The following is a 21,478-nucleotide window of genomic DNA, read 5'->3' as shown; positions in this document are numbered from 1 at the left end:
CCCCGGCACCGACATTCGCGCCGACCCCGGCTCGTCCGGGGTCGGCGGGAACGGCACGGACGAGCAGCCGCGGCGCCGCCGGTTGGAACCGGACGAGCGCCGCGCCCAGATCCTCGCCCAGGCCATCGAGATGTTCGGCGAACGTCCGTACGCGGCGGTGTCCACGGCCGAACTGGCGCAGCGTGCCGGTGTGGCGCGCGGTCTGATCAACCACTACTTCGGCAATAAGCGCGACCTCTATCTCGCGGTGGTCCGCCGGATGGTGACCCTGCCGCGCGCCGACGAGTTGGCCGTGCCCACGGGTACCACCCGGGAACGGGTCGAGGCCAGTGTGCGCTGGTTGCTGGACACGATCTCCGAGCACGGCAGCACCTGGGTCAAAGTGACCAGTCATGAGGGGGTCGGCGACGACCCGGAGGTGCAGCAGATCCTCGACGCGGCCGACGACGCGGCCGCGCAGCGGCTGCTGGTGATGATCGGTCTTGCCGACGGTGCGGCGTCGGAGGAGCCGCGGCGAGCGATGGTCCGCGCCTACGGTGGCCTGGTGAAGGTCGCCGGCCGGGAGTGGCTCACCCGCGGCACCATGACCCGCGATCAGGTCCACGCGCTGCTGGTGGACATGCTGAACACTCTGGTCACCGAATCGCTGCCGCGGGTGCGTCGCGGGAACTGAACCGCTGTGGCCCGCCACAGCGGACAGACCGGGGGTTTCGGGTGGTGACCAGCCGTACCCCGGCCAGGGGGATTTACCGGAACAGCCGGCCGGTCGCGGCTTATTCTTTCCGATGCCGGGCACAGTCCACGGCTCCAGGATGCGCCGACGGCGGCTCGAAGGGATCGGTCATGGCATATACACAGCGCTGGGCGGGTGAGCGCTGGCCGGAAGTTCCACCGGACCGGGACGAGGAACCGCCGCGCACCGGTCGGCGGCGCGACGAATACGACGATTGGCCCGAGGAGCCCTCTCTCCACGGCGAACGTCCGATCGTCAATCCCTACGCGATCGTCGCACTGGTGGCCGCGCTCATCCTGGTCTTCCCGGTGGCGATCGTTTTCGGGCTGATCGCGTTCGGGCATCCCCGCGGCCGTTTCATGGCCGCTACCGCAATACTGCTCGGCGTCGGCGAGGTGGCATTGCTGGCGGCGCTGGTCCTGTTGCCGCGGGATACGCCCGGTGGGGTGTTCTCCCGGTTCGATGACGCGGTGGGCGAGGTCACCGGCGGACAGCGTACGGCCGAGCCCCCCGCCTCGTCCGCCGCCGGTACCTCCGCGAGCGCGCAGACCTCGTCACCCGGCCGGAGCGCGCCGGCCCAACCCTCGGTGCCCGCGAGCGGGGCTGCCGCGGCCCCACCGGCCGCCGAGGTCGACACCGCCTGTCCCGAACCGGCACTGCTCGGTATCGCCGCCGACGGCGGCACCCTGCTGTGTCTCACCGATTCGGCGTCGGTCACCGGTTATCAGTGGTCGGGCCCCTACCGGGTGGCCGAGACCGTCCGAGCCGAAGACACGAGCTGTACGGGCACGGCCACCGCCCGCACCGCCGCGGGATACGCCCTGGTCTGCGAAAACGGGATCTGGGCGCTCTGGAGCTCCTGAGCCGGATCGGCAGTCGGTGGGTGATCAGCCTTCCGGTGCGGGTTTGCGGGCTCGGCTGGGCTGCACCCGCGGCGGTTCGTTCGGCATCTTCGGATACTGCGGCGGCCACGGCGCGTCCATGAGACCCGAGGCGAGATCGCGTTCGGACATCCGCAGCAGCGGCTCGATACTCTGCGGTGTGCGGTGCTCCCAGGGATCGCCGTACTCGGCGAGACGGGCCGGTACCGTCGCGATCGTCAGGTCCTCGGGGACCACGGTATCGAGTTCGTCCCAGGTCAGCGGGGTGGACACCTGCGCGCCGACCTTCGGGCGTACGCACCAGGCACCGAACACGGTCTTGTGCGGAGCGTTCTGGTTGTAGTCCACGAAGACCCGCCGGCCGCGTTCCTCTTTCCACCAGTGCGCCGTGATGTCGTCGGGGTGCCGGCGTTCCAGTTCGCGCGCCAAGGCCACGGCCGCGGCGCGGACCTCGTACCCGTCCCAGTGCGGTGCCAACGCGATATAGAGGTGCAGGCCACGCGAACCGGAGGTTTTCACCCACGTCTCGATACCGAGCTCATCACACAGCTCCCGGGTCCGCCGGGCCGCCGTCCGCAGTTCGCCGAAGCCGATACCGGGCGAGGGATCGAGGTCGATCCGGAGCTGATCGGCGATCCGCAGATCCGGCACGGTATTGGGCCAGACGTGGAAGCCGAGGCAACCCTGGTTCACCGCCCACAGCACATGCGCCAGATCGTGTGCCACCAGTGCGTCGCTGGTGGTTCCGTTCGGCGTGGTGACCTCCACGGTGTGCAACCAGTCCGGGGCGGATTTCGGCACCCGCTTCTGGAACCAGGACTTACCGGACGCGCCGTCCGGGTATCGCTCCAGCAGCAGCGGCCGCCCACCGTTGACCCGGAAGAACGGTTCGGCGACGCTCTCGTAATAGCGCACCAGATCCAATTTGGTTTCGCCCCGGCGGGAGAAGTACACCTTCGCGGGGTTGGTGATGGTGAGCACCCGGCCGGCGGCCTCGATCTCCACCGATTCGCTCATTTCGCCACCGCCGTCCCGAAGATTTCGCGCAACTCGGCGGGTGCGGCCTCCTCGAGCTGGGCGTAGGTGCACGACTCGGGGGTGCGGTCGGCGCGGAACCGGACCAGCCGTCCACCGTGCCGGAACCGGCCGGACTGGAGATGCTCGTATCTCACCTCGGCCACCAGTTCGGCCCGCAGCGCCTCCCAGGACAGATCCTTACCGCCGCTCCAGCGACTGACCCCGCCGGGCATGGAGCCGCCGGACTCGGCCTGGGCCACGGCATCGGCCCATTCCCGCCACGGATGGTCCACCAGGGCGTTCTCCCGGTAGGGGGCGAGTTCGCCGATCAACTCGGTGCGTCGCGCGGCGGTGAAACTGCTCGCCACGCCCACATGGTGCAGCCGGCCCTCGTCGTCGTACAGGCCGAGCAGCAGGGAACCCACGCCCTGACCGTCCTTGTGCCGGCGGAAACCCGCCACCACACAGTCGGCGGTGCGCTCGTGCTTGACCTTGAGCATCACGCGCTTGTTCTGCTGATACGGCTGGTCGTCGGCCTTGACCATCACTCCGTCGAAGCCCGCGCCCTCGAATCGGGTGAACCAGTCGCGGGCGACCGCCGGATCCCCGGTGAGCGGGGTCAGCTGGACCCGGCCGGGTTCGGTCCGCAGGATGGTTTCGAGCAACCGGCGGCGTTCGGCGAACGGCGCCTCGGTCAGATCGCGGTCGCCGAGGGCGAGCAGGTCGAAGGCCACGAAACTCGCCGGCGTCTCCGCGGACAGTTTGGCCACCCGTGATGCCGCCGGATGCAGCCGCTGCTGCAGGACATCGAAGTCGAGTCCGTGTTCGGTGACCACGACGATTTCCCCGTCGACGACGCACCGATCCGGCAGCGCGGCGCGCAGCAGTTCGGCGACCTCGGGAAAGTACCTGGTGAGGGGCCGATCGTTACGGGACCCCAGTTCCACCTCCGCGCCGTCGCGGAACACCACGCAGCGGAACCCGTCCCATTTGGGCTCGTAGCTCAGACCGGGCCCCGCGGGTATGTCGGGGGCGGACTTGGCCAGCATGGGCCGGACGGGTGGCATCACCGGTAGATCCACACGATCCTCCTCGGGTCGATCCTCACCCGTATCGACGCCGCGACCGGCGCCGAATCATCGCCCCCGATGATAGGAGTTCGAACCGACAGATCGCCGGATCCGGCCGTCAGCGGTCGATCCAGCCCTGTTCGACCGCGAAATCGGTGAGCCGCTCCCGGATGGCCACGATCTCCCCGGCGGTCAGGGCCGGGGAGGCGTCCAGCAGAAGTTCGGTGACCAGCCGGGTATGTTCTTCGGCGGTCAGCCGGGCACCGTCGGCGACCGGTTTGGGTCGCGTGTGCGGGCCGCGCGGGGACCGGAGGTTGATCGCCTTGGGGCCCCGATCCCCCTCGGTGACGTCGAACTCGAACACCCGGCCCTGCCGGAGTTCGTCCTCGCCCAGGCCGATATCGTTGACGTGCACGAACACGTCGGGTCCACCGTCCTCGGGCCGGATGAAACCGAAACCCCGCGATCCGTCGAACGACACCAATTTCCCGCTGGCCACCACACCGCTCCTCGCCGCAGTTCTGCCGGTCACTCTATATCCGGTTTTTCCGCATCGGTGGTCGAAAGCGCCTTTTGCAGCGAGTTGAACACGGTGAGCCCCTGCCCGACCATGCCGTTGAGCAGTTCACCCACCCCGTCCGGCCCGTTGAGAACGGTCAGATTGGCGTTGGACAGCCCGCGCGCCGCCTGCTCCACGATGAGGGGCAACTGCTCGATCAGCATCTGATCGAGCGCGATGCGGTTGTGGGAGGCCGCCGCCTCGGCCTGGATCCGGGTGCGGTCGGCCTCGGCCTCGGCGAGGATCCGCACCCGCTCGGCCTCGGCCTGCGCCGGTTTCACCACCTCGGCCTGCAACTGCTGTTCACGCAGTTCGGCTTCCTTGCGGGCCTGGGCGGCCTGGGCGCCGAGCACTTCCTGCTGGGCGAGCGCGGCGGCGAGCGGTCCGGCCGCCGCGGCCTCGGCCTGGGCCTTGTCGATATCGCGCTGGTAACCGGCCTTGAGGATCGCCGTCTCGCGGGCGTACTCGGCCTGTTTGCGCAGGGATTCCTGTTCGGCCTCGGCGGAGCGCTGCGCGGCCTGCGATTCGGCGATCTGCGCGTCCCGGTGTACCGCGGCGTTGTGCGGCGCGGCCAGGGCGGTGATATAGCCGAGATTGCCGTCGTCGATGGACTGGATCTGGAACGAGTCGACCCACAGGCCGATATTGCTCATCTCCACTTTCGACGCGACGAGGACCTCGTCGGCCAGCCGCTGGCGCTCCCGAATGATCTCCTCCACCGTCATGGAGCCGACGATGGACCGCAGATGACCGGAGAAGATCCGGCCGGTCAGCACCGACATCTCCTGCTCCTGTTCGGAGAGGAATCGCTGGGCCGCGTTCACGATCGACGCTGTGTCGTTGGCGACCTTGAAAGCGATGACCGCCCGCACCTGCAGCACGATGGCCTGTTTGGTGACGCAGCGTTCGCTGATCTCGGCCTCGAACATCGCCAGCGACAGGTACCGGACCTTGCGGAAGAACGGCATCACCCACGTACCGCGGCCGATGATCACCCGGAAGGGGGTGGCGTCGCTGCTCTTGGCGCCGCTGACCAGCATCGCCTCGTCGGGATCGGGCACGTGGTAACCCAGCACGTATGACTCCTCGCGTCGTGTTGCTACGGCGCCGGGTCCGGTGTGAGGGGTATCCAGGGCACCACGTCGGCGATACGACCGGAGTCGACAGCGATGACCAGCACGGTGCTCCCGGCCGGGATCGCTTCGGCGGCGCGCGCGATATACCCTTCGTTCCCCCCACGTACGGCGACCAGGACCTCTCCCAGCGTCCCAGGGCCTCGGATCGGCGAGATCAGCTTACCGGTCGATCCGACAACTTCGTCGTGCAATTCTCTCGAACCTCCTTGCCCGGCGGTGATTTTCCGGGGATCGACCGTTTCGCCGCCGGACCCCGGTCTACCTATAGAGCCGGCGGTAGGCGCCCAGCATGGCGACGAGGTGATCGACGATCTCCGCCCGGGTGGCACGTAGCGACCCGTTCAGCCAGGCCGAGAACATTCCCGCGTTCCCGCTCGCCATGGTGACGGCCGCGAGGCGGCGCCGGACCGGATCGTCGATCTGGGAAAAGAGATGGTCCTGGATGAGCCGCGTGAAGGCGGGCATGACGGCGATGGTGGTCTGGCCGAGACCGGTGCTGGAGTACGGCTCCACCAGGAACAGGCGCGATTTGCGGGGGTCCTCGAGAACCTTGTCCACCAGCGCTTCGGACAGGGCCCGGTCACGCGAGGCGTCGTCGGCGACCGCGAAGGCGGTCATCGGATCGAGGAAGTCGTCGGCGATCTGCCGGTACAGGACATCGAGCAGTTCGTCCCGGCTGGCGAAACTCTCGTAGAAATATCGATCGGTGAGATTGGCCCGGCGGCACACCGCCCGCATGGTGACGCCGGCGGCACCGGATTCACCGATCAGATCCAGTGCGGCCTCGAGCAGCGCGTTGCGCCGTGCCTGCTTCCGCTCGGAAAGCGTGGTACCACCCCAGATCCGGGGCCCGCTGTCGTCCGATCGCTGATCTGAATGCACCCGTCCACAGTAGTGGGCCGGCGCCGTGGGCTGTGCCGGGTGGTCACGGCGCCGCATCGTGGGTGCCGCGGGTCAGCTCCGGGCGTCGCGGTGTGGCGGGCGGGCCATGAGCACCGCCCGGCCGGCGGCGAGATCGATCCGGTCCCGCGGCGGCGCCCCGTCGGATTCCTCGTCGCGCAACATGGTTTGCGCGGCGCGATGGTCCAGCTGGTCGCGTTTGCTCCCGTACCAGAAGGCGGTGAGCTCCTCCACCCCCGCGGCCGCGAGCCGCGTGGAGGTGCGGTCGCCGGCCGGGTGTCCGGTCTTCGGGAAGCGGGTGTACACCCACCGCAGCGCGGCGGCGGCCCCCAGCAGCAACATGACTATAGGCGCGCCGAGGAAGAGGACGTCCATGGATCTCAGGGTAGCGGCGGGCGGGCGACGCCCGCCCGTTCCCGGCCACGCCGGGCCGGGGCCGGCAACCGGTGGGCGACTAGGCTGAAACGCGTGCCTGTGCTCGCTGTGCTGCTGTTCGCCGTGGTCGCCGCGACGACCGGTTACGTCGTCGCGGGCGATGCCACGCCCGAGGTGGACTGCCCGCTGCGCGAGTGGGTGCTGACCCTGCGCACCGATCCACTGACCACGGCCGCCACGGTGATCACTCATCTCGGCGGGTCGGTGGCCATGTGGACACTGGCGCTGGTGGTCTGCGCGGTGCTGTTGCGGCGCGGCGCGTACGCGGATCTGCTGCTGGTGGCCGGGGTGGGCGCGGCCGCGGCGGTTTTGGTGCCCGTATCGAAACAGCTGATCGGCCGCTCGCGGCCGCCGGTGGCCGGGCAGCTGGTGGAGGTGAGCAATCCGGCCTTCCCCTCGGGGCACAGTGTCGGTTCCGCCGCGGTGGTGGGCGTCCTCGCCGCACTGTTCTGCATGCGGACCGCGCATCGCGTCGCCGGGGTGATCGTCGCGGCCGTGGCGGCCGTTTTCGTGCTGTTGGTGGGGCTTTCGCGGATCTACCTGGGGGTGCACTGGCCCACGGATGTACTCGCCGGCTGGGCACTCGGTGGCCTGCTGGTCGCGGTCGGGGTGGTGGTGCGGACCCGGGCCGAGGACACGTCGGCGGGCCCGGGCCGTCCCGGAACCACCGCCGGTTCCGTGACCGCGGACCCGGCGGGTTGGAACACTCGCCGCTGACCGGGTCGTTCAGGAGCCCCGTTCCAGATCCAGGCCCGCGGCCCGCCAGCCCGCGATACCACCGTCCAGGCTGTAGGCGGTGTGGCCGGTGCGGCGTGCGGTCGCGGCGAACTGCCGGGAGATATCGCCGGTGGGACAGGTGAAGATCACCGGTTCGGCCCGGGAGAACGGTGTCCCGTGCGCGAACAGGTCGGTGAGCCGGTCGTCGGGGATATTGATCGCACCCGGGATATGGGCGACCCGGTACGCCATGGCTCCCCGGGTGTCGACGATCACCGGTCGCGCCGAGCGGAGCAGTTCGGCCATGTCGGTGGGGCTGAGCCGTGGCGCGGCGGCGATCTCGGCGGGGTCCGGTGGACGTGGGCCGGCGTCGCGGCCGAACAGTTCCGGCCGGCGCTGCTCGATATAGGACAGGTACGGCTCGAGCCGGTCGCAGACGATGATCACCCCGACGGTGCGCGCGCCGCCGCGGTCGCCGCGTCCGAGAACCTCGCGCGCGGCGGCGTAGGCGGCGCCGCTGGTGGGTCCGGCCAGGACCCCGTATCCGGTGGCGAGTTCGAGCGTGGCCTCGATCGCCGGGCCCGATCCCACGGTCCGGATCTCGTCGTAGAAATCGGGCTGGAACAGGCCCACCTCCCACATCTCCCGTTCCGACCGGATCCCGGGAATGAAGTCCTCGCGTTCGGAGACCACCGCGACCGTCCGCAACTCCGGATGGAACTTCCGCAGGTAGCTGCCTGCTCCCCGGCTCGACCCGGTGGTGCCCAGTCCACCGAACAGATAGTCGATCCGCTCGATCCCGGCCGCGGTGAGATCCTCGTGGATCTCCCGGCCGGTGCCGTCGTGATGGGCGGCGATGTTCTTCTCGCTGGTGTACTGGGACAGATGCCGGAATCTGCCGGGCTCGGCGGCCATGGCCGCGTCGATCGCCGAGTACACATCGTTGGGCGTGGTGGGGTCCGGGCATTCGGACAGGCCGGGGAGCTCGACGATCTCGGTGCCGATCAACCGGAGCAGATCGCGGACCTCGCCCACCTTGATCCGGTTGGTCATGGCCCGCAACCCGATACCGTGGATCGCGCCGAGGATGCGCAGCGCCTTGGCGGTGTTGCCGCTGGATGCCTCGATCAGCGTCTGCCGTTGTGCGCGCAGCGTATCGAGTTCGTCGCGCAGCATCGCCCAGGCGACCCGGTCCTTGACCGAACCGAACGGATTGTGCGATTCGAGTTTGGCGTACAGGTCCACCCCGTCGAGGCCGTGCACGGCCGGGTCCAGGCGGAGCAGGGGCGTGTCACCGATCAACTCGGTGATGTGCTGGTGGATCGTCACGGAACCTCGGGTGCGTCGGAGTCGGTGTCGGGGGAGGCCGGTGGCCGGTAGTCCACGTCGGGTGTCGCCAGGAAGCGCCCGCCGTGACCGACCACCGCCACTTTCTCGGCCGGGGGATGCATGGCGGCCGCGGCCGCCGACAGATCCATGTGATATCCCGCCGTATTGGGGAAAACGATCAGGTCTCCCGGCCGCGGCAGCCACGGGAGCCAGACCGTATGTGTGGTGACGAGATCTCGTTCGAGGCAGAGCCGGCCGGCCAGGAAGACACCGACCGGATGTCCGGCCGGTTCGGCCCCGTCACCCGGCAGCAGCAGGGGATCGGCCATCATCTCCTGGTCGGCCGGTGTCACGGTGTCCCGGCTGATGTCCAGGTGGACGAGCAGGCTGCCGTCGGCGGCCTCTTTCACGAATTCGACCCCGGCCACGGTGATTCCGGCGTGGTCGGCGAGCGCTTTACCCGGTTCCAGCCAGATGTCGAGGAGGTTGTCGGCGGCCACCCGGGCCACACTGCGGCCGCCGTGGCGGGTGAGCGGGGCGGCCAGGAAACCGGCCAGCATCTGGGCGGCGGTCACGGTGTTCGCATACTTGTGGAACACGGGTGTCCCGCGTACCGTGCCGCCGTCGACCTGATAACCGAAGGTGTTGTTGCCCCAGCTCATCGCGGCGCCGTGACCGGCGAGCGCGGTGCGCAACCGGTGCACGTAATCGTCGAACCGGGCGCCGTCGGCGGTGAATACCTGGCGCAGTCCGCCGCCGATGTCGAGGACCGACGGTGCGAGTCCGGCGGAGTACGCCTGTTCCAGTAGCGCGAAACAGGTGTCGGCGGCGCGTACCCGTTCGGCGATATCGCCGGTGTCCAGGTGAAATGCCGTACCGCGGAACAGGAGCCGATCCCGGTGCCGCGCCAGCAACTCGAGTGCGCGCTGCACCCGGGGCACCGGGATCCCGAAGCGGCTCACCTGCGAACCCGGAAAACCGCTGACCCGGAGCAGCACCGGGACCGGGGCGGACGGGTCGGCGAGGTCGGCGAGGGTGTTCAGTTCCCATTCGTTGTCGACGTTCACAGTAACCCCGGTGCGCACCAGTTCCCGGAGGAACGCTTCGCCTTTGGGACCGGTCACCTCGATTCGGCCGGCGTCGAATCCGGCCGTCAGCGCCGATTCCAGTTCACCGGCCGAAGCCACATCGACGCTGATCCCGTGCACCGCGGCGGTGCGTACGAAGGCCCGGGACCGGTTCACCTTGTGCGCATAGCAGATGCGATAGCCGGTGTGCGCCTCGTCGAGTACTGCGGTGAGCAGGTCGATATTGCGCGCGAACACCTGCGGGAACAGCAGATGCAGCGGTGTCCCGAAGCGGTGCAGTACCTCGTCGAACGCGCGGCGATCGGCGAGGAACGCCGCGACCTGTCGATCCCAGTGCGCCGGTAAGGCGGGTGGCCCGGTGTGCCCGAGGGGGTCCGGACGGTCGGCGCGCATCCGCACGGTCATCCGAGGCTTCCCGGGCGTAGCGGTTCGGGCCGCTCGCCGACCGGGTTGTAGCCACCGTCGCGCAACGCCTCGAAGGCGCGGGCCCGGTTGCGTGGGCTGCGGAATTCCGCGACGACCCGCTTGCTGTCGAGGTCGATGTCCACGACCCGGATGTCCATCGACTCGAGCACCCCGCCGATCGTGCGGACACAGTGTTTGCACGTCATATCGGGCACGTAGAAGATCCGGTCCTCCTCCGCCGCCGGGCCGGTGCCGTGGTCCTCCCGGGCCGGCACCGCTACCGGTTCGCAGCGCCGGGCGAAATCGGTGAACACCTCGACGAAGCGGTGCACCACCTCGGTCAGCACGCTGGAGTTCGCACCCCTGTCGCGGTGTACGACCGCGGCCGGGCAGGAGGGCTGTTCCCCGCGCGGTAGCAGGGCGTACTGCCGGGAGATGAGATCCAGATCGTCGTGGTACCGGGCAATCGCCGCGGGTACGGTCAGCCCCTCCTCGGTGGTCGCCCGGTCCATCACCCGGTGCGCGTCGGCGATGGTCGCGTCCTTCATCGCCCGCAGCATGGCGATCGACTCGGCGGTGTACCGCACCGATCCGCCGGGCTCGGCGCGCAGGCTCACCGGAATCATGCCCCGTCGATAGGTCGATGCCTGCAGTTCCCAGAACCACCGGGTGGCGACCGCGGTGAAAATTCCGGAATCGCGCAGTCCGCGGGCGAATTCACCGGGGGTCCGGTACGGCGTCTGCCGCGCGATGAGCGCGTGCTGGGCCAGCGCCCGGCCCGCGGACTCGACCCCCACCCGGAAGATATCGATGGGTTCGTGATCGGTGGTGGTTCCGGCCAGCACCGCGAGCGCCGCCGCATCCAGACGCGCTATCCGCTCAGCGAGACCGGCGTTGTCGTCGATCGAGCGCCAGAGCGCGAGCACGGCTTCCCGGGTGGCGATCGGCACGAGCGGACCCGGCCCGTCGGCCCGGTAGAACCCGGTATTGGGTATTCCGGCGCTGTCGGTCCAGGTCATCCGGTGGGTGGCGGAGGTGACCGCGTCGGCGGGGCAGGGGCGCATGAACCGTTCCAGGTACAGCCGTTGCGAGAAGGTGAGATGGCTGCCGGGTTCGGGACGCAGCTCGGTCGCGGTGTACTCGAATCGGACCGCTCCCGCCGGCTGATGGGCGGCGAACAGTCCCGGCCGGGCGAGCTCGGCCAGGATCCGCGCGGTGGCCCGCCGGTCGTACTGGGTGGCGGTATCGGTGGATGCGCTGATCTCTGTGCTCATGGCAGCTCCTCGGCGAGGGTCCGGACGCAGTCGACGAAGCGGTCGATATCGTCGAGGCAGGTGTAGACGTGGGTGCTGACCCGCACCGATTCGGGGTCGCCCCCGGTGTCGGGCATACAGTGGGCGCCGGTGCGGACGAGGAAGCCGTATTCGGCGAGGACGAAACCGAGGTCGGCCGCCGAAATACCGTCGAGGGTGAACGAGACGATGCCGTACCCGCTGCCGTCCCGGGCGTGGGCGGGCCCCGGCAGGAACGTCAATCCCGGCACCGCCCGCAATCCGCTGATCAACCGCCGGGTCAGCGCTCGATTGTGCGCCGCGACGGCGGGCATACCGTATGCCTCGAGAACCTCCAGTGCGGTGCCCAGCGAGAGGATGCCGGGAATGTTGGCGGTACCGCCCTCCAGCAGGCCCGGCATGACGCCGGTGCCGAACCCCTCGGCGGTCAGCACCGCGTCGGTACCGCCGCCCGGCAGGAACGGCCGCAGTTGCGCGTGTGTCCGGTGCCGGCAGTACAGGATTCCGGTGCCCGGCGCCGCGAACATCTTGTGGGCCGCGAAGGCCGCGAAATCGGCCCCGAGCGCGGTGACGTCCACCGGGAGGTGGCCGCCGCTCTGGCTGCAGTCGAAGCACAGGCGCACCCGTGGGGGAATCCGGTCGCGCAGTTCGGCGAGGGTGGTGCAGGCGCCGAATACATGATGCAGGTGGGCCACGGTGAGCAGCCGGGTACGCGGGCTCAGTTTCGCGGCGATATCGGCGGTATCGGCCTGCCCTGCCGCGGTGACCCGGTAGGGCACGAGTTCGATCCGGCGGCCGAAGCGCGCGAGGGTGTCTCGCAGCAGAAACCAGGGCGAGATATTGGCGGCGTGGTCGCGCGGGCTGTAGAGGATCTCGTCCCCGTCCGCGAGCGCCGTGAGACCCCAGGAGAGTGCGACGGCATTGAGCGCCGCGGTCGCGCCACCGGTGAAGACGATCTCGTCGGGCCGGGCGGCGCCCACGAAGCGGGCGGTCGTGGCCCGGACCGCGGCGATGCGCTGAGTGAGCGCCGTGGCCCAGGGGTATGTGCCGCGGGCGGCGTTGGCGGTAGCGGTCGCATGGTAGTCGCGGACGGTGTCGATCACCGCCTGCGGCTTCTGCGTCGTGGCGGCACTGTCCAGATAGGTCTCCCGGCTGTCGGCCAGGGCCGGGAAGGATGCGCGGATCCCCGGCGGGAGCAGTCCGGTGGCCGGGCGCACCGGTGCGGGAGCTCCGTCCGAGAGGGGCGGACGATCCGGTCGGCGCAGGGGTGATCCCATGTGATCGCTCCTTCCGCCGATCCGCCCGGACTGCGAACAACGATACTCATTGTCGGAAAGTTCGCCCAGTGCGCTTGGTGCGCATACGGTTTCGCCGGCGCAGAGCGCCGGGTGACGAGGTCACCGGAGATGTCGGTGTCCGACGATATGGTGCCGGTATGCCACTCACACTCGACGAACGTCAGGCGTTTCTGGCCGAGCCGCATATCGGCGCGCTCTCGGTATCGGCGGGTCCGGAGCGGGGCCCCCTCACCGTGCCCATCTGGTACCAGTACGAGCCGGGCGGTGATCTCTGGGTGCTCACCGGCCCGGAATCGGAGAAGATGCGCCGGATCCGGGCCGCGGGACGGTTCAGCCTGCTGGCCGAGCGGGTCGAGCCGACCGTCCGCTATGTCAGCGTGGAGGGTCCGGTGACCGGCGTCGAGCCGTTGACCGACGAGCGGCATCGCGAAATGGTGGCGCGCTACCTGCCGCCCGAGCGAGTGGAGGACTACCTGTCCTTCGCCGCAGCCGAGCTGGGTGAGCACGTGGTCGTGTTCATGCGCCCGCAACGATGGTTGTCCGCCGATCTCGGCTGAGCGGTCAGTAGCCGCCCTGCAGATATTCGACGAGCTGCTCTCGTTCGGTGGCGAGTTCGGAAATGGCGCTCTTGACCACGTCGCCGATGCTCACGATGCCGACCAGTTCACCGCTGGACACCACCGGCAGATGCCGGATCCGGTGGTCGGTCATGATCCGGCGCAGACCCTCGATGTGGTCCTCGGGGGCGCAGGTCCGGACCTCGGTGGACATGATCCGTGAGACCGGGGAATCCAGTAGTGCCGCGCCGTGCCGGTACAGAGCACGGACGATATCGCGTTCGGAGACGATTCCGGCGATCCGCCGGCCGTCGGGCGAGACGACGACGGCTCCGATGTTGTGTTCGGCCAGCAGAGCGAGCAGCGCGCGGATATCCAGATCCGGACGCGCGGTCGTCACGGCGCTGCCCTTGTTGCGCAGTATCTCGGCGATTCGCATGGTCACCATCCACTCGAGCGCGGGATTCCAGAATCTCGCGCTCGACCCGTCGACGCCAGCACGAATCGGCATCGACGGCCTTTTTTTTCGGAGTCCTGCGGTGAGCGGAGCCGCCGATCGGCTATTCGTCGTCGAGGCCCGCGGAGAGATAGGCGGCGGCGGCCAGCCACTGGCGGCACTGCGGACCGTGCACATCGTGGATGTGCAGGATCTCGCGCGCCTGCCGATAGGTGAGTACCGGCGGTTCGGAATTGCAGTCGGTACCGGCTTCTGGGGCCGCGTAGCGGCGTAGCGGTTCGGGGTGGTGCCCGAGCGAATGGCCGCCGCCGGCGGTGCCCATGGCGCTCCGATGGGGACTTCGGAATGGTTGGATCATTCGGTTGCCCCTCACATGCGACGTTGCGGGGCGACACCTCCGGCCGGCGAATCAGCCGAGGAAAATGCTGTGTATCGCCCCTCTTGTGCGCCTGAGTCTAAGCCGCTGTCGCTTACAAATGCAAGTACATCTGCAAACAACAGACGAAATCGCACGAACCTGATTGCCGGTGTTTTCCGCGAGCGACCGGCGCTGTGGCACTGCCCCTTCCGTGACACCGGGCGCACCGCCTCGCCAGGGCGGGCGGCCCGGGTTCTACGGTGTGCGGCCCACGCCTCCGTACGCGGAGATCGCCGGCCGGGGTTCGCCGCCGGGGGTGTCCGGGCGCCACCGGTCGATCGGGACGACGCCCGGTTCCACCAGTGTCAATCCGTCGAATACGGCCCGGATCTCCGAGTGGGGGCGGGGGGTATAGGGCACGCCCCCGGTATCGGTGTAGTTCCGGCACAGCGTCACATACGCCGCACTGTCGTCCGTACCGTCCCACAGGACCAGATAGCTGCCGGACGGGGTGGCTTCGAGCACGGTGTGCACGATCCGCCGCATCTCCGCGAAGGATTCCGCGTGGCCGAGCACGCCCATGAACATCACCGCCACCGGCTCGGTGAAATCGAGGACGTGCCGCGCGTCGGAGACGATGAGCTCGGGCCGGTGATAGTCGGAGTCCAGGTAGACGGTGACGCCCGCGTCGGTGGTATCGGCCAGCAGCGCGCGGGCGTGGGCGAGCACGAGCGGATCGTTGTCGACGTAGACGATCTTGGATTCGGGTGCGACGCGCTGGGCCACCTCGTGCGTGTTCTGCATCGTCGGCAGGCCGGTGCCGATATCGAGGAATTGCCGAATCCCCTTCTCCGCGGCCAGGAATCGCACCGTCCGGATGAGGAACTGCCGTGACTGGACGGCCATGGTGGTGATCTCCGGATCGACCGCGATTCCCGCGTCACCGGCGATGCGATCGACCTCGTAGTAGTCCGTGCCGCCCATCCAGTAGTTCCAGATACGGGCGGAGTGCGGGATATCGGTGCGGATCGCGGGGCGGTGCTCTTCGGACATGGCGGACTCCTGGGCGGTCATGGTCGGAACGCGCCGGCGCGGATACCGGCGGTGGGGCCCGACGGCTGGTGAAACCGATGTCCACTGCGACAGTACAAGACTCGTCGCGGCCGACCCCGGTGGTCGGCGCAGTCCGATTCGACTCCGGCGGTTCCCTTCGCGGGCGGGCCGCGGGTGTGGTCACCGGTATCCGCCGGGGCTGTGCGCCTGCGCCGGGGGCCTGTGAACACGGTGTGGCGAACTTCGTGCTATCGTCCTGATGTCGGTGCAGATGCAAGAACACCTGCGTTTGCATCTGTAAGGACCGACGGTATGCGACAGTGGCGTCAGCGACCATGAGCAAGGAGTGGGTCCTATGTCGGAAGTTACGAACCAGGTGATCGGAGCCTGGCGGAAGAGCACCTTTAGTAACCCGAGCGGGAACTGTGTCGAGTTCGCCGAGGCGGCCAACAATCTGGTGGCCATGCGTAATTCGCGCTTCCCCGACGGCGGGGTGATCTTCTACACGCGCCCGGAGATCGAGGCTTTCCTGCAGGGTGCCAAAGCCGGAGAGTTCGACGATCTAGCGGGTTGAGAGGTAGCATGGGCCGTCGGCGTGGTGCGCCCGATCCGATGAGCGGCGCACCGTGGGTTAACCCGAAATCGGAGACGACTCCATGATCGCAGAGCCCGAGAACCGTGGTGGCGCGCAATCCGTCGAGGCGGAACGTGGCCCCACGGTTCTACGAATCGCTCTGGGCGGCCAGTTACGAAAACTGCGCGAGAGCAAGAAGATCACCCGAGAAGCCGCGGGGGACGCCATCCGCGGTTCCCACGCGAAGATCAGCCGGCTCGAACTGGGCCGGACGAGTTTCAAAGAGCGGGATATCCGCGATCTGCTGACGTTGTACGGCGTCGACGATGCGGAAGAGCGGGAGAGCTTTCTCGAACTCGCGCGTAAAGCAAACGAACCAGGGTGGTGGCACCGCTACGGCGATCTGCTGCCACCCTGGTTCAGCACGTACTTGGGTCTGGAGCAGGCCGCCAGCAAGATCCGTACCTACGAATCGCACCTGGTGCCCGGCCTGCTGCAGACACCGGACTACGCCCGGGCGGTTGTGACGCTCGGTTACGAGGATTCCGATACCGATCGCCGGGTGGCATTCCGCCAGCGCCGGCAGGAAATACTGCATCGTGCCGATCCGCCGGTCATCTGGGCGGTACTCGACGAAGCGGCGCTGCACCGTCCGGTCGGTGGCCGGGATGTGCACCGGGCGCAGATGGAACATCTGCTGGATCTGACCCGGCTGCCGAATGTGACCATCCAGGTTGTCCCCTTCTCCGCCGGTGAACACGCCGCTGCGGGAAGCTCTTTCACTATTCTCCGCTTCGCCGAGACCGAGCTGCCCGATATCGTCTACCTCGAACAGCTGACCAGCGCACTGTATCTGGACCGGCGTGAGGATCTGGCGCTGTACCTGTCGGTGATGGACCGGTTGAGCGTGCAGGCGGCGCCGCCGGAAGAGTCGCGCAGGATCATCGCGGACTATACGAAAGGCCTGTGAGCCGGGTCGAGCGGCGAAAGTCACGACCCGGCTTATGGTCTCGGCGACTCGACGCCGAGACCATAAGCCGGGGTCGGCGCGCGTCAGGCCCGGATGAAGGTCGACGCGACGCGCCAGAAGGTGTCCGGCCGCAACGACCGGAAGTCCCAATCGTCTGCCAGAGCGTGCGCGGTGGTGACGATCTGGTCGATATCGAAATCGTCCCGAGTCGCCGCACCGGTGGATTCGATAGCGTCGATAACGAATTCCACGGCGGTTTCGCGCGTCGAATCGCCGAGCGGGTGGCCGCTGTGAAGGCCGAATGTTGTCATATCAATACCGTTCGCCGGCTTGCCGATCGGGGTGGGACCGATTCCTGCTGGAGTGGTTGCGAATCGGGTCGGATCCGCCGGACTCTCCCGCAGGTGCGGCAGTAAACCACTGGCGAATGGTGTCGTCGGCTCACTCACGCGGCCTCCCCTTGTTTTCCCCTGTATAGCGGTGTGGAAAGAGTCTAGGTCGCTGGTGCTTTCAAATGCAAGTACATCTGCACGATCGATTCTTTGTGTGCGAACGGTTTTCGATGCCGGAATCAGCGTGCCAACGCGGCGACCGCGGCCTCGATCGGTGTGCTGCCGGCGATCAGATCCAGGGTGTGACCGGCGGTATGGCCCGCTTCGAGCAGTGCGGCGCATACCGCGGCCACATCCGCGCGCGGGATATCCCCCCGGTCGAGCCGCGGCGGCGCCAGGGTGACCGAACCGGTGCCGGGGGAGTCGAGCAGCCGACCGGGCCGCAGGATTGTCCAGTCCAGGTCACGGCTGCGCAAATCGTCCTCGGCCTGGGTCTTGGCGTCGATATAGGCGGCCCACACCTCGTCGGTGCCGGCGGCCGGGGCCAGGCCCGCACCCATCGCCGAGATCTGCAGGAAGCGACGGGTCCCCACCCGTTCGGCGGCCTCGGCCAGCAGCACGGAGCCGTCGCGGTCGACGGTGTACTTGCGGGCCACCCCGCTGCCCGGCCCGGCGCCGGCCGCGAAAACCACTGCGTCGGCCCCCTGGACGGTCGCGGCCAGGTCGGTCACCACCGCCTGCTCCAGATCCAGGACCACGGATTCGGCGCCGGTCGCGTAGACCTCCGGCGCATGGGCGGAGTTGCGGATCAACGCGATGACGCTGTGGCCACGGCCGGTGAGGAGTTCGGCGAGCAGGAGGGCGATCTTGCCGTGTCCACCGGCGATGACGATGCGCATACGGGGTCCTTTCGTGGTCAGCGTTCGGGTCCGCCGGGGTTGCAGGCGGCGTCGACGGTCGCGTCGTAGCCCACCGGCGGCCGCCAGGGTTCGAGATTCCAGGTGGGTTTGTCCGGGGCGATGAGGCGCGCCCACTCCCAGTGGCAGCGAAACTGGTCCCACATGCCCGGGGTGTCGGCGGCCGGATCGGCGGTACGGATCTCCTGCCAGGCGCGGAGGTCGGATCCGGGATAGGTGGTGTCGCGGCCCGCCCGGGTCGGATGGACCATCAGTCGCGGGCCGTCGGCGTTCTCGGTCCATTCCAGACGACCGATCAGGGGCTGCCCGGCGTACGGATCGACCGTGGGAGTGGGGCGGGGGGTGCGGGTGACGGCGGTCGCCTGCGCCGTGATCGTGGGCGTCGTGGTGGCCGCGGGCGCACTGTCGGACCTGATATCGGAGTCCGAACTCGCGCAGCCGCTGGCCAGGGTCGAGAGGATCGCCAATACGCCGACCGCGCGGGTCGCGGATTCGATCGGCACACTCGCTCCTAGGCCTCGGAGCCGGCCCGTCCGTCGCGCCGACTGCTTCCGAGCCTAGAGGGTCCCGCTGCTACGGTGCGGATCTGCCGGTGAATGCGGCGCGCGCCGGGATGCACGCACCGCCCCCGGCCGGCCGCTCAGCGCCACAGACTGTGGCAGGGTAGCCGGCGCAGGCCGGGTCTGATCTTGCTGTCCACCGTCACGGTGAGCCCCGCGTGCATTGCCGCGGAAGTGAATTCCCAGGCTTCGGCATTGGTCGCCGCGTACTCCAGGACGAGAGCGCTGCCCGCGGTGGTGCCGTCGAAGTAGACCGTGACCCGGTGGGTGAGGTGGTCGCGGGCGATGTCGTCGCGTTCGGCAGTGGCCGGTGTCGTGGCGTCCAAGATCCGCGTCTCCTTCCAGGCGTCCCCGACGGCGCCGTTGTGTGCCACAGTAGGTTCGCACCATTGCTGAGAACATGTTCCGGTGGTGGGTCTGGGGAATTCACAGTGCGCCGCGGAAGGCGCTCGGGGCGGTTCACACCGGTGTGTTCCCGCTCCTGTAGCGGGGTCGTGGGTATGAACCGCGTCGCAGCGGCCCGGCCCGGCGGGTTCGATGTCGGGTCCCTCCTCCGGCGAATGTCGTTCACACCACGACTGTTTCGTTTGGTCTCCGGCACCGCTCCCATGCGAAACTCGAATAATGGGTGCTTCTGGAATGCGATCGGCGTTGGAGGCGGAGACCTCGGCCGTCCCGGGGTTCACGGCGCGCGCCGCGGCCGACGGCGGGCCGACAGTGCTGCGGATGGTGCTCGGTGGCCGGTTACGGCGGCTGCGCGAGGCCAGCGGGTTGTCCCGGGAACAGGCCGGTGACCATATCCGTGGTTCGGATTCGAAGATCAGCCGGCTCGAGCTCGGGCGCACCAGTATCCGGGAACGCGATCTGGTGGATCTGCTCGAGCTGTACGGGGTCATCGATACCGAGGAACTCGCCGCGTTCCAGGAACTCGCTCGGCAGGCCAATACCTCCGGCTGGTGGCACCGGGACAACGACTGGCTGCCGAAATGGTTCGATATGTACCTCGGCCTCGAGCAGGCCGCCCAGGTGATCCGCTGTTACGAACCGCGTGCCGTGCCGGAGCTACTACAGACCGCGGACTATGCGCGCGCTCTGCTGACGCTGGCGCATCCGGGGGAGCCGGAGGACGCGATCGAACGCCGGGTGGCGCTGCGGATGCGCCGCCAGCACATTCTCGACCGGCCGCATCCGCCGCATCTATGGCTGATCGTGGAGGAGGCCGCCCTGACCCGCCGGATCGGTGGCTCGAGGATATGGGGCGCGCAGATCGACCGGCTGCTGGCCGCGGCTCGGCAGCCGCACATCACGGTGCAGATCCTGGCCGATCATGTGGGCGGTCCGGCACTGGCCGACGGCGCGTTCACGTACCTCCGGTTCGTCGAGGCGGATCTACCCGATATCGTCTATCTCCAGCAGCTCACCGGCGCTCTCTACCTCGACAAGCAGGCGGACCTGGACGCCTACCGCGCGGTCGCCAACCAACTGTCGGTGCACGCGGCGCCGCCGGAATACACACCGGGCCTGCTGACGGCTCTGCGCCGGCGTCAGCCGCGGATCATGGATCAGCCGGCCCGCCGGGAACAGGGCGGCGCCGGTCGCTGATCACCCCGGGGGGCTCGCCGGCCGTCGCGCCGAATTGCCCGAGTATTGAACTCGCAGGGGGTAACTCGTTACCGTCTTGTGATCGAACCCAAAACCGCGGGCCGGTCACTGATGAACTCTCCGGAGTACCGGTGGATCGTATCGACCGGCCGCGAGAGAGGTTACTGTTCGGTAGTTATGGTGGGCAGTAGAGCCGATTCCGGGAGCACGGACCTGGAAACCGAACTGGTGGCGCATCTGCGGCGCCCCGATCGATTCGGCGGAACCGCGGAGGTGGGCACGACGGTGCGGCGGTGTCTCGCCGATATCGCCGAAGTTCTCGCGCCCGAACCCGCCGCTCCCGCCGCCGCGCCACCGGCGGTCGTGACCGCGGCGGTGCGCTGGGCTCGGGAGGGGGTGGCACTGGAAACGGTGCTCACCGCCTGCCACGAATGTGCCCGGGATGCCTTGGAATTCCTCGCGGAGCGGATCGCCGCCACGGCATTGCGGGCCGAGGCGATGGTGGACGGGGCCCGGCTGCTGGTCCGGGTGGTGGAAGTGGTGAGCACCGCCGCCGCGGCGGCGTATCTGGACGAGCACCGGGTCGTCGCGCGGGAACACCAGACCTCGGCGCAGACCATGGTGGCCGCCCTGCTGAGCGGGCACGGAGTGGCCGCGCTGGCGAAACGGTCCGGCTTCCGGGTGGCGCCGGCCTATCAGGTTGTGGCGCTGGCGCTTCCGCCGCACGCCGAGGAACGCGCGGGCGGCCCGGAAGCGGTGTCGGCGGCCCGCCGGAAACTGCGCCGGGTGCAGGCCGCGCTGGGCACGCCGCTGGGGTCGCGGTCGCTGTCGCTTCTGCGTGCCGACGGTGGAACTGTGCTGATCCCGCTGGAAACGGACCGGTCCGGTCCGGGCAGTCCAACCGCGGCGGGGCTGATGAGCGCCGAGGTGCTGCAGTTGGTGGCCGAGGCCGCGGAGGTGCGGCCCATGGCAACGGTCGCCGCGGGCACTACCGCGGAGGTCCCGGAGCTGGCGGGGCGCACCCACGACGTACTGGACCGGCTCCGTACCAGCGGACAACCCCCCGGCCTGTACCGGATAACCGACGACGCGACCGCCGAACAGGACGACGCGGTCGCCGACGCGCTGCGAGTGCACCGGCTGCCGCGTCCCGTCGCCGCGCCGGGCCCGCGCGCCCGTCCGGGCACTCCGGGGGCCGCGTGATGGGTGAGCCGGGTGTGCGAGCGTTACTGCGAGGT

Annotated in this window: 26 protein-coding genes; 8 read left to right on the top strand and 18 right to left on the bottom strand. The window is 68.8% G+C overall.

The window, feature by feature from the left end; all coding sequences use genetic code 11:
- Positions 1 to 13 precede the first annotated feature (13 nt).
- Entirely contained in the window at positions 14 to 673 is a 660-nt protein-coding gene (locus NF4_RS11450; RefSeq protein ID WP_063127405.1) for a TetR/AcrR family transcriptional regulator, read from the top strand.
- 170 nt (positions 674 to 843) lie between these two features.
- Positions 844 to 1,596 carry a DUF4190 domain-containing protein gene (locus NF4_RS11445; RefSeq protein WP_063127234.1) on the top strand — a complete coding sequence of 251 codons (753 nt, stop codon included), beginning with the start codon at positions 844 to 846 and terminating at the stop codon, positions 1,594 to 1,596.
- 24 nt (positions 1,597 to 1,620) lie between these two features.
- On the opposite strand, the gene ligD is transcribed toward NF4_RS11445, so the two are convergent.
- The 7 genes from ligD to NF4_RS38565 all read right to left on the bottom strand — a co-directional run bounded on the left by ligD (position 1,621) and on the right by NF4_RS38565 (position 6,671).
- Positions 1,621 to 2,631: a non-homologous end-joining DNA ligase gene (gene ligD / locus NF4_RS11440; RefSeq protein WP_063127233.1), complete on the bottom strand. Its 1,011-nt coding sequence runs from the start codon at positions 2,629 to 2,631 to the stop codon at positions 1,621 to 1,623.
- A complete protein-coding gene (locus NF4_RS11435) occupies positions 2,628 to 3,713 on the bottom strand; it encodes an ATP-dependent DNA ligase (protein WP_198165301.1) in 1,086 nt (361 codons plus the stop codon). The genes ligD and NF4_RS11435 overlap by 4 nt, the downstream gene beginning before the upstream one ends.
- A gap of 106 nt (positions 3,714 to 3,819) precedes the next feature.
- The gene (locus NF4_RS11430) at positions 3,820 to 4,203 is read right to left on the bottom strand and encodes a cold shock domain-containing protein (RefSeq protein WP_063127403.1); all 384 of its coding nucleotides are present in this window, start codon (positions 4,201 to 4,203) and stop codon (positions 3,820 to 3,822) included.
- Between the two features lie 26 nt (positions 4,204 to 4,229).
- Complete coding sequence (locus tag NF4_RS11425; protein ID WP_063127232.1) at positions 4,230 to 5,336, bottom strand: SPFH domain-containing protein; 1,107 nt, start codon at positions 5,334 to 5,336, stop codon at positions 4,230 to 4,232.
- Positions 5,337 to 5,359: 23 nt separating this feature from the next.
- Positions 5,360 to 5,587, bottom strand: a complete 228-nt coding sequence (locus NF4_RS11420) for an NfeD C-terminal domain-containing protein (protein WP_063127231.1) — start codon at positions 5,585 to 5,587, stop codon at positions 5,360 to 5,362.
- Between the two features lie 67 nt (positions 5,588 to 5,654).
- Positions 5,655 to 6,278, bottom strand: a complete 624-nt coding sequence (locus tag NF4_RS11415; protein WP_063127230.1) for a TetR/AcrR family transcriptional regulator — start codon at positions 6,276 to 6,278, stop codon at positions 5,655 to 5,657.
- Between the two features lie 72 nt (positions 6,279 to 6,350).
- Entirely contained in the window at positions 6,351 to 6,671 is a 321-nt protein-coding gene (locus NF4_RS38565) for a DUF6191 domain-containing protein (RefSeq protein WP_063814551.1), read from the bottom strand.
- Positions 6,672 to 6,764: 93 nt separating this feature from the next.
- On the opposite strand from NF4_RS38565, the gene NF4_RS36470 reads away from it, so the two are divergent.
- On the top strand, positions 6,765 to 7,448 hold the full coding sequence (locus NF4_RS36470; protein ID WP_198165300.1) for a phosphatase PAP2 family protein: 684 nt from the start codon (positions 6,765 to 6,767) through the stop codon (positions 7,446 to 7,448).
- A 9-nt stretch (positions 7,449 to 7,457) separates the two neighbouring features.
- Here NF4_RS36470 and NF4_RS11400 read toward each other — a convergent pair whose 3' ends face one another.
- Genes NF4_RS11400 through NF4_RS11385 form a run of 4 tightly spaced genes read right to left on the bottom strand, consistent with a single transcriptional unit; the run spans position 7,458 to position 12,839 of the window.
- Complete coding sequence (locus NF4_RS11400; protein WP_157120171.1) at positions 7,458 to 8,777, bottom strand: pyridoxal-phosphate dependent enzyme; 1,320 nt, start codon at positions 8,775 to 8,777, stop codon at positions 7,458 to 7,460.
- Positions 8,774 to 10,270 carry a type III PLP-dependent enzyme domain-containing protein gene (locus NF4_RS11395; protein WP_232330410.1) on the bottom strand — a complete coding sequence of 499 codons (1,497 nt, stop codon included), beginning with the start codon at positions 10,268 to 10,270 and terminating at the stop codon, positions 8,774 to 8,776. The genes NF4_RS11400 and NF4_RS11395 overlap by 4 nt, the downstream gene beginning before the upstream one ends.
- The gene (locus NF4_RS11390) at positions 10,267 to 11,544 is read right to left on the bottom strand and encodes a heavy-metal-associated domain-containing protein (RefSeq protein ID WP_063127227.1); all 1,278 of its coding nucleotides are present in this window, start codon (positions 11,542 to 11,544) and stop codon (positions 10,267 to 10,269) included. Before NF4_RS11390 ends, NF4_RS11395 begins: the two co-directional genes overlap by 4 nt.
- Positions 11,541 to 12,839 (bottom strand): aminotransferase class V-fold PLP-dependent enzyme, encoded by a 1,299-nt coding sequence (locus NF4_RS11385; RefSeq protein WP_084533040.1) that lies wholly within the window; start codon positions 12,837 to 12,839, stop codon positions 11,541 to 11,543. Before NF4_RS11385 ends, NF4_RS11390 begins: the two co-directional genes overlap by 4 nt.
- A 158-nt stretch (positions 12,840 to 12,997) precedes the next feature.
- Here NF4_RS11385 and NF4_RS11380 point away from each other — a divergent pair, with 158 nt between their 5' ends.
- Complete coding sequence (locus tag NF4_RS11380; protein WP_063127226.1) at positions 12,998 to 13,417, top strand: pyridoxamine 5'-phosphate oxidase family protein; 420 nt, start codon at positions 12,998 to 13,000, stop codon at positions 13,415 to 13,417.
- A gap of 4 nt (positions 13,418 to 13,421) precedes the next feature.
- Here NF4_RS11380 and NF4_RS11375 read toward each other — a convergent pair whose 3' ends face one another.
- The 3 genes from NF4_RS11375 to NF4_RS11365 all read right to left on the bottom strand — a co-directional run bounded on the left by NF4_RS11375 (position 13,422) and on the right by NF4_RS11365 (position 15,285).
- Positions 13,422 to 13,856 (bottom strand): CBS domain-containing protein, encoded by a 435-nt coding sequence (locus NF4_RS11375; RefSeq protein ID WP_063127399.1) that lies wholly within the window; start codon positions 13,854 to 13,856, stop codon positions 13,422 to 13,424.
- 121 nt (positions 13,857 to 13,977) lie between these two features.
- Entirely contained in the window at positions 13,978 to 14,196 is a 219-nt protein-coding gene (locus tag NF4_RS11370) for a hypothetical protein (protein ID WP_232330409.1), read from the bottom strand.
- Between the two features lie 291 nt (positions 14,197 to 14,487).
- Positions 14,488 to 15,285 (bottom strand): SAM-dependent methyltransferase, encoded by a 798-nt coding sequence (locus tag NF4_RS11365; RefSeq protein WP_063127398.1) that lies wholly within the window; start codon positions 15,283 to 15,285, stop codon positions 14,488 to 14,490.
- A gap of 355 nt (positions 15,286 to 15,640) precedes the next feature.
- Here NF4_RS11365 and NF4_RS11360 point away from each other — a divergent pair, with 355 nt between their 5' ends.
- Positions 15,641 to 15,859: a DUF397 domain-containing protein gene (locus NF4_RS11360; protein ID WP_030519885.1), complete on the top strand. Its 219-nt coding sequence runs from the start codon at positions 15,641 to 15,643 to the stop codon at positions 15,857 to 15,859.
- An 82-nt stretch (positions 15,860 to 15,941) separates the two neighbouring features.
- Positions 15,942 to 16,829 carry a Sco1979 family transcriptional regulator gene (locus NF4_RS11355; RefSeq protein ID WP_063127224.1) on the top strand — a complete coding sequence of 296 codons (888 nt, stop codon included), beginning with the start codon at positions 15,942 to 15,944 and terminating at the stop codon, positions 16,827 to 16,829.
- Positions 16,830 to 16,912: 83 nt separating this feature from the next.
- Here the strand turns inward: NF4_RS11355 and NF4_RS11350 are convergent, their stop codons facing one another.
- From NF4_RS11350 to NF4_RS11335, 4 genes are all read right to left on the bottom strand, one after another.
- On the bottom strand, positions 16,913 to 17,140 hold the full coding sequence (locus NF4_RS11350; RefSeq protein WP_063127223.1) for a hypothetical protein: 228 nt from the start codon (positions 17,138 to 17,140) through the stop codon (positions 16,913 to 16,915).
- A gap of 260 nt (positions 17,141 to 17,400) precedes the next feature.
- Positions 17,401 to 18,060 carry an SDR family oxidoreductase gene (locus NF4_RS11345; RefSeq protein ID WP_063127222.1) on the bottom strand — a complete coding sequence of 220 codons (660 nt, stop codon included), beginning with the start codon at positions 18,058 to 18,060 and terminating at the stop codon, positions 17,401 to 17,403.
- A 17-nt stretch (positions 18,061 to 18,077) separates the two neighbouring features.
- Positions 18,078 to 18,581 carry a DUF2599 domain-containing protein gene (locus NF4_RS11340; protein ID WP_063127221.1) on the bottom strand — a complete coding sequence of 168 codons (504 nt, stop codon included), beginning with the start codon at positions 18,579 to 18,581 and terminating at the stop codon, positions 18,078 to 18,080.
- 137 nt (positions 18,582 to 18,718) lie between these two features.
- Positions 18,719 to 19,012, bottom strand: a complete 294-nt coding sequence (locus NF4_RS11335) for a hypothetical protein (protein ID WP_232330408.1) — start codon at positions 19,010 to 19,012, stop codon at positions 18,719 to 18,721.
- Positions 19,013 to 19,262: 250 nt separating this feature from the next.
- Between NF4_RS11335 and NF4_RS11330 the strand changes: the two genes are divergently transcribed.
- A complete protein-coding gene (locus tag NF4_RS11330) occupies positions 19,263 to 20,240 on the top strand; it encodes a Sco1979 family transcriptional regulator (protein WP_501193525.1) in 978 nt (325 codons plus the stop codon).
- A 177-nt stretch (positions 20,241 to 20,417) separates the two neighbouring features.
- A complete protein-coding gene (locus NF4_RS11325; protein ID WP_198165299.1) occupies positions 20,418 to 21,443 on the top strand; it encodes an RsbRD N-terminal domain-containing protein in 1,026 nt (341 codons plus the stop codon).
- The last annotated feature ends 35 nt before the right edge of the window (positions 21,444 to 21,478 follow it).

Source organism: Nocardia fusca NBRC 14340 (assembly GCF_001618425.1).
In the GTDB taxonomy this organism is placed as follows: Bacteria; Actinomycetota; Actinomycetes; order Mycobacteriales; family Mycobacteriaceae; genus Nocardia; species Nocardia fusca.
Note: the sequence above shows the minus strand (reverse complement) of the source record. Positions and strands in the feature narration are given on the sequence as shown.